The 4966-nt window shown below is 76.4% G+C and carries 3 protein-coding genes; 1 reads left to right on the forward strand and 2 read right to left on the reverse strand.

The genetic code is table 11. From position 1 onward, the window contains the following. Window positions 1-151: 151 nt before the first annotated feature. Window positions 152-781, forward strand: a complete 630-nt coding sequence (locus DQW06_RS03755; RefSeq protein WP_013152564.1) for a class I SAM-dependent methyltransferase — start codon at window positions 152-154, stop codon at window positions 779-781. 268 nt (window positions 782-1049) lie between these two features. Here the strand turns inward: DQW06_RS03755 and DQW06_RS03760 are convergent, their stop codons facing one another. Then, window positions 1050-2252 carry a JmjC domain-containing protein gene (locus tag DQW06_RS03760; protein ID WP_013152565.1) on the reverse strand — a complete coding sequence of 401 codons (1203 nt, stop codon included), beginning with the start codon at window positions 2250-2252 and terminating at the stop codon, window positions 1050-1052. A gap of 238 nt (window positions 2253-2490) precedes the next feature. After that, on the reverse strand, window positions 2491-4671 hold the full coding sequence (locus DQW06_RS03765; protein WP_117197966.1) for a prolyl oligopeptidase family serine peptidase: 2181 nt from the start codon (window positions 4669-4671) through the stop codon (window positions 2491-2493). Window positions 4672-4966: the final 295 nt, after the last annotated feature.

Genomic DNA, 4966 nt, shown 5'->3' on the forward strand with positions numbered 1-4966 from the left:
GGAAGGCCCCGCGGGCGCGGGGGAATGAGCGTCGGCGTCCACCCCGCCCCGGCTGCCCCGAGTCGAACGGCCCCGGGCGCGGGGGAGCGGCGGGACCGGCCACCGGGGGCGAAGGGGCCGCGAACGCGCGCGGGTGCTAGCTTCCTGTGCCGTGACAGAGCACCAGGAACAGACCAGGGCGGGCTACGACGGGGTCGTGGAGCTGTACGCGTCGATGTTCGCCGACCGGCTGGAGACGCAGCCGTTCTCGCGCAACATGATCGGTACCTTCGCCGAGCTGGTACGCGCGACGGGGAACCCGCGGGCGGCCGACGTCGGCTGCGGGCCCGGGCACCTGACGGCCATGCTGTGCGAGCTGGGGCTGGACGCCCGCGGGTTCGACCTCTCCCCGGGCATGGTCGAGCACGCCCGGCGGGCCCATTCGGCGCTGCGGTTCGACGAGGCGCGGATGGAGGCACTGCCGGTCGGGGACGGCGCGCTCGGCGGCGTGCTGGCCCACTACTCGATGATCCACACCCCGCCCGGGGAGCTGCCCGCGCTGCTCGCCGAGCAGGTGCGCGTCCTGGCGCCGGGGGGCCTGCTCCTGGCCTCGTTCTTCGCGACCGAGGGACCGGAGCCGGTCCGCTTCGACCACAGGGTGGCGCCCGCCTACAGCTGGCCGGTGGACCGGTTCGCGGAGCTGCTGACCGGGGCGGGGCTGGTGGTGTTCGCCCGGCTGCTCCACGACCCGGCCTCCGAGCGGGGCTTCCTGGACGCCCACGTGCTGGCGCGTCTGCCTTAGGGCGTCCGCCAGCAGGTGCCGGGCGTGTACCGGACGGAACCGTCGCCGGTGCGGCGCGCGTGCCTCTGACCCGCGTCCTGGCGAGGTCGGACCGTCGAACCTCGCTGTAAGTGCAAGACCGCAGCGAAAGGGGAGCGCGCCCCGGCCGCCGGGGCGCGCGCGGTACCGCAGTGCGCGGGCAGCGCGAAGCCGGCGGGGTGGGGCCCCTACTACCACGGTAGGCGCGCGCGGGCCGGGCCCACCAGGCCCTTCGCGCGCCTGTGGACGGCTACCGCACCACCACCAGGTGGTGCCGCGACAGCGCGGACACGACCTCCGCCGCCCGCTGGACCTCCGCGCCCGCGCGCTCGGCCAGTTCGGCCACGGTCAGCTCCCGGTGCTCGGCGAGCGCCTCCAGGACCGGTCCGACCACGGCCGGGAACCGGTACCGGCGCCCGCCCACCGTCACGGCCACCCTCTCGCCGTCGTGCGACAGCGGCGGCGGCAGGATCGGCACGAACTCCACCCGCGCGTGCGCGGGCGGCGTCCCCTCCTCCACCGGCCACGGCAGCGAGAACGAGGTCCGGCGCGGGAAGCGCGCGTCCCGCTCGGCCAGGAAGCCGTCCAGGTCCAGCTCCTCGGCCAGCTCCGCCATCCGGGCCGCCAGCGCCCTCTGGTGCTTGCGCCGCACGTCCGGGTCGGCGAAGCGCGGCAGGTCCCTGCGGAACACCTCCTCCTCGAACAGCCGCCGCACCAGCGCGTCCGCCCACTCCACCCCGGTCGCCCGGGTGAAGCCGAAGGTCAGGTGCATGCTCACCCCGCCAGTTCCGGTCACCGTGTGCCACCAGCCGCGCGGCACGTGGATGACCTGGCCCGGCCGCAGCACGCCCTCCCACACCAGGTGCAGCTCGCCGTCGGCGTCACGCGGCGGCGTGTGGGCGTGGTCCACGTCGTTCTTCATCGGGTACGGGCGCGACCCCGGGCCGTGCACCTGCCAGTGCTTGGTCCCCTCCACCTGGACGATCACCGTGTCGTGGTCGTCCCAGTGGGTGTCGAAGCCGCGCGAGCCGCCCCAGATCAGGTACAGGTTGGCCTGCGCGCGCTCGCGCACCAGCCGCATGAGGTCGTCGGCCGCCGCGCCCACCGGCGGGTGCATCCGGTCCACACTGTCCAGGACCAGGCTCGCCCCCTCCCGCAGCTCCCGGTACAGCGCCTCGGGCCGCACCACCCGCCGCGCGCTCCGCGAGGAGGTCGCCGCCTCGGTGTAGCGGTCGGCCGGGACCGGGGACCCGTCCCGGTGCAGGCGCAGTCTGGGCGGCTCGGGGGAGCACGTGGCCAGCAGGTCGTTGAGGTCGTCGAAGGTCAGCAGCGAACGCACCGCGTCCGCGCCCAGGTCGGCGAAGACGAACTCCTCGGACAGGCGCTCGGTGAGGGCCTCCCTTCCCACGACGTCGCTCAGGGTCCGGGTGAACAGGTGGCCGGGATCGGTCATGAGGGGGCGTCCTCTCCGTGCACGGGGGCTGGGCCCCGCCCGACCCGGGGGGACCGGGCCGGGCGGGACGCGATCAGATGAAGTCGGAACTGGAGTCGGTGCCGTCGCTGTCGCCACCCGCGGTGATGTCGCGGGAGGTCACCTCGGCCAGGTCCTCGGTCTCGACCTCGATCGGGTCCATACGCACCACACCTCGCTTTCTGTGTGCCGTTTCTCTTGCCAGGGCCGCCTTCCGCGCTCAGCGCGGCGACAGCCCCGTCCGGTGGGCCGCGAACGCGTGCGCGTCGGCGGCCAGTCCCACCGCCCGGCTGACCGCGCGCGGGCCGTGGCCCACGTCGCGTTCGTACCGGAGCAGGACGGGCGGGCGCCCCTCCTCCCGCGCGGCCGCCGCCAGCAGCGCCGCGCACATCTTGCGCGGGTGGGCGGCGTCGGTGCGGGTGTCACCGTGGAAGCCGGTGAGCAGGACGCTGGGGAAGCGCCGTCCCGGCCCGTCCCCGGCGCCCTCCAGCGCCCGGTGGTAGGGGGAGTAGGACATCAGGGCGGCGAAGTCGTCGGGGTCGGCGGCGGTGCCGAACTCGCGGGTCCACATCCGGCCCAGGCCCATCCGCTCGAACCGGGCCATGTCCGCCAGCGGCGCGGAGGCGATCACCGCCCCGCACAGGTCCGGGCGCGCGGTCGCGGCGGCCAGGACGAGCAGCCCGCCCGCCGAGCCGCCCGACAGGCACAGCTGTTCGCGGGTGCACATCCCCGCTCCGACCAGGGCCGCCGCCGCGGCCACCAGGTCCTCCACGGCGCGCGGCTTGTCGCGGCCCGAACCGGCCAGGTGCCAGTCGCGGCCCGCGTCCCCGCCGCCGCGCACGTGGGCGACGGCGTACCGGCCGCCCGAGAGCAGCCAGGCCAGCACGGTCGCGCTGAACCCGAACTGGCGCGGGCGCCCGAAGCCGCCGTAGGCGTGCAGGAGGGTCGGCTCGGGGATCAGCCCGCTGCCGGGCGCGGCGTGGTCGCCGCCCGCGGCGGTGAACACGGTCACCGGTACCCGCGTGCCGTCCGCGGAGCGGCACCAGACCACCGAGCGCTCCACGTCCGGGGAGGGCGGGGCCCCGGCGGCGCCGGGCGGCCAGGGGCGCGGGGTGCGCTCCCCGGGGGCCAGTCGCAGGACCCGCTGCTGGGTGGCCACGTCCGCGTACCCCAGGTACACCGACCCGTCGGGCGCCGTCTCCGGCGCGGAGACCATCCCCTCCCCGGGCAGGTCCACCGTGTACAGGAGCCCGCCGGTGCGGGTGTCGTGGACGGCCGCGGCGCTGATCCCCAGGCGGGTGCGCGCGACGAACAGGGCGGTGCCGCCCTCGGGTCCGGCGGGGCAGGGCGCGAAGGCGTCCAGGGTCGCCCCGTCCTCCTCGGGCACCACCTCGCGCCAGTGCCCCACCCCCGGCTCCTCGGGGGAGACCGCGCAGATCCGCCGCCAGGGCGCGCCCAGGGTGGTGCGCAGGTACAGGAGGCCGTCCGGACCCAGCCGGGCCTCTGTCTCGGCCTCCTCGCCCACCTGGACGGGCCGCAGCGGGGGCCGCTCGGGGAGGTCGGCCGGGCCGGTCTCACAGGTCGGGGCGCTCGGGTCGGCCGGAGCCGCGGGTCGGTGCGGGCCGGTCAGGTCGGCCAACCACAGGTCGGTGCGGTGCCCGGTGCCGTGGCTCTCGGACACCAGCAGCCACCGGCTCCCCAGGACGCGCACCCCGGGCACGGTTCCGGACGCCGCGCAGGCGTGGACCAGCGTCTCGGTGCCGTCGAGGACCCGGCGCAGCCACACGCCGCGCACGCCCCTGGCGCCGTCGCGGCGCACGTAGTAGAAGGCGGGGACGCCCCGGGGCGCCCAGGCCACATGGGAGTAGCGCACTCCGGGCACGGCGGGGCCCACCGGCTCCCCGCTGGCCGTGTCGATCACTCGCAGGGCACCGCGCTCCACGCCCCCCGACGAGGTCTGCACGGCGACCAGCCCCCCGTCGGGGGAGGGTTCCCAGGCGTCCAGGGTGGTGTGTCCGGCGGGGTCCTCGGCCACGGGGTCGTAGACGGTGCGCGGCGGGCCGTCCCCGCTCAGGACCACCAGGCGGGGGTGCTCGCCTCCGGCCGGGCGCACGGTGGCGAACACCGCGCCGGGCCGGTGCACCGGCGGGCTCCACAGGTCGGTGTCCACCAGGGAGCGGATGAGCCCGGCCAGGCGGTCGCGCAGGGGCCAGGTGAGCGCCTCGGCAGCGTACTCGCGGCCCCGCTCCTCCAGCCAGCGCAGTGTCCGGGGGGAGTCGGCGGACTCCAGCCACCGGTAGGGGTCGGGCACGGGTCGGCCGTGCAGGACGTCGACGGCGGGCTCGGGCTCGGGCGCGGACTCGGTGACGAGAGCGGCTCCGGGGGCTCGGTTGGACACCACACAATCGTTGGGGTGCGCTCATCCGGGGGTCAAGAAACAGATGCCTTGCCCGCAGGTGCGCGACTGTGTCCTCGGAGCAAGGTTTGCCCCGGTACGGACTGGATAAGGTCCGCGCCCCGCCGGGCCCGTTCCCGCGGGTGCGCGACGGTGGTCGAGATCACCTGCCCCACCTGTCCTGCCCGCCTCACCTGCCCCGCCGGTCGCGCGGGTGCGTTCCACCGCGCCCTCGGGGACCCCGCGCACGGGTGCGCCCCGCCGGGCCCCTCCCGGAGGAGGGGAAGAGGGCCCGGCGGGG

This window comes from Nocardiopsis sp. TNDT3 (assembly GCF_003427465.1).
In the GTDB taxonomy this organism is placed as follows: Bacteria; Actinomycetota; Actinomycetes; order Streptosporangiales; family Streptosporangiaceae; genus Nocardiopsis; species Nocardiopsis dassonvillei.

Excerpts from the sequence above, each read along its gene's own strand:
- DQW06_RS03760 (WP_013152565.1), bottom strand. The coding sequence starts at position 2,252 with ATGACCGATCCCGGCCACCTGTTCACCCGGACCCTGAGCGACGTCGTG.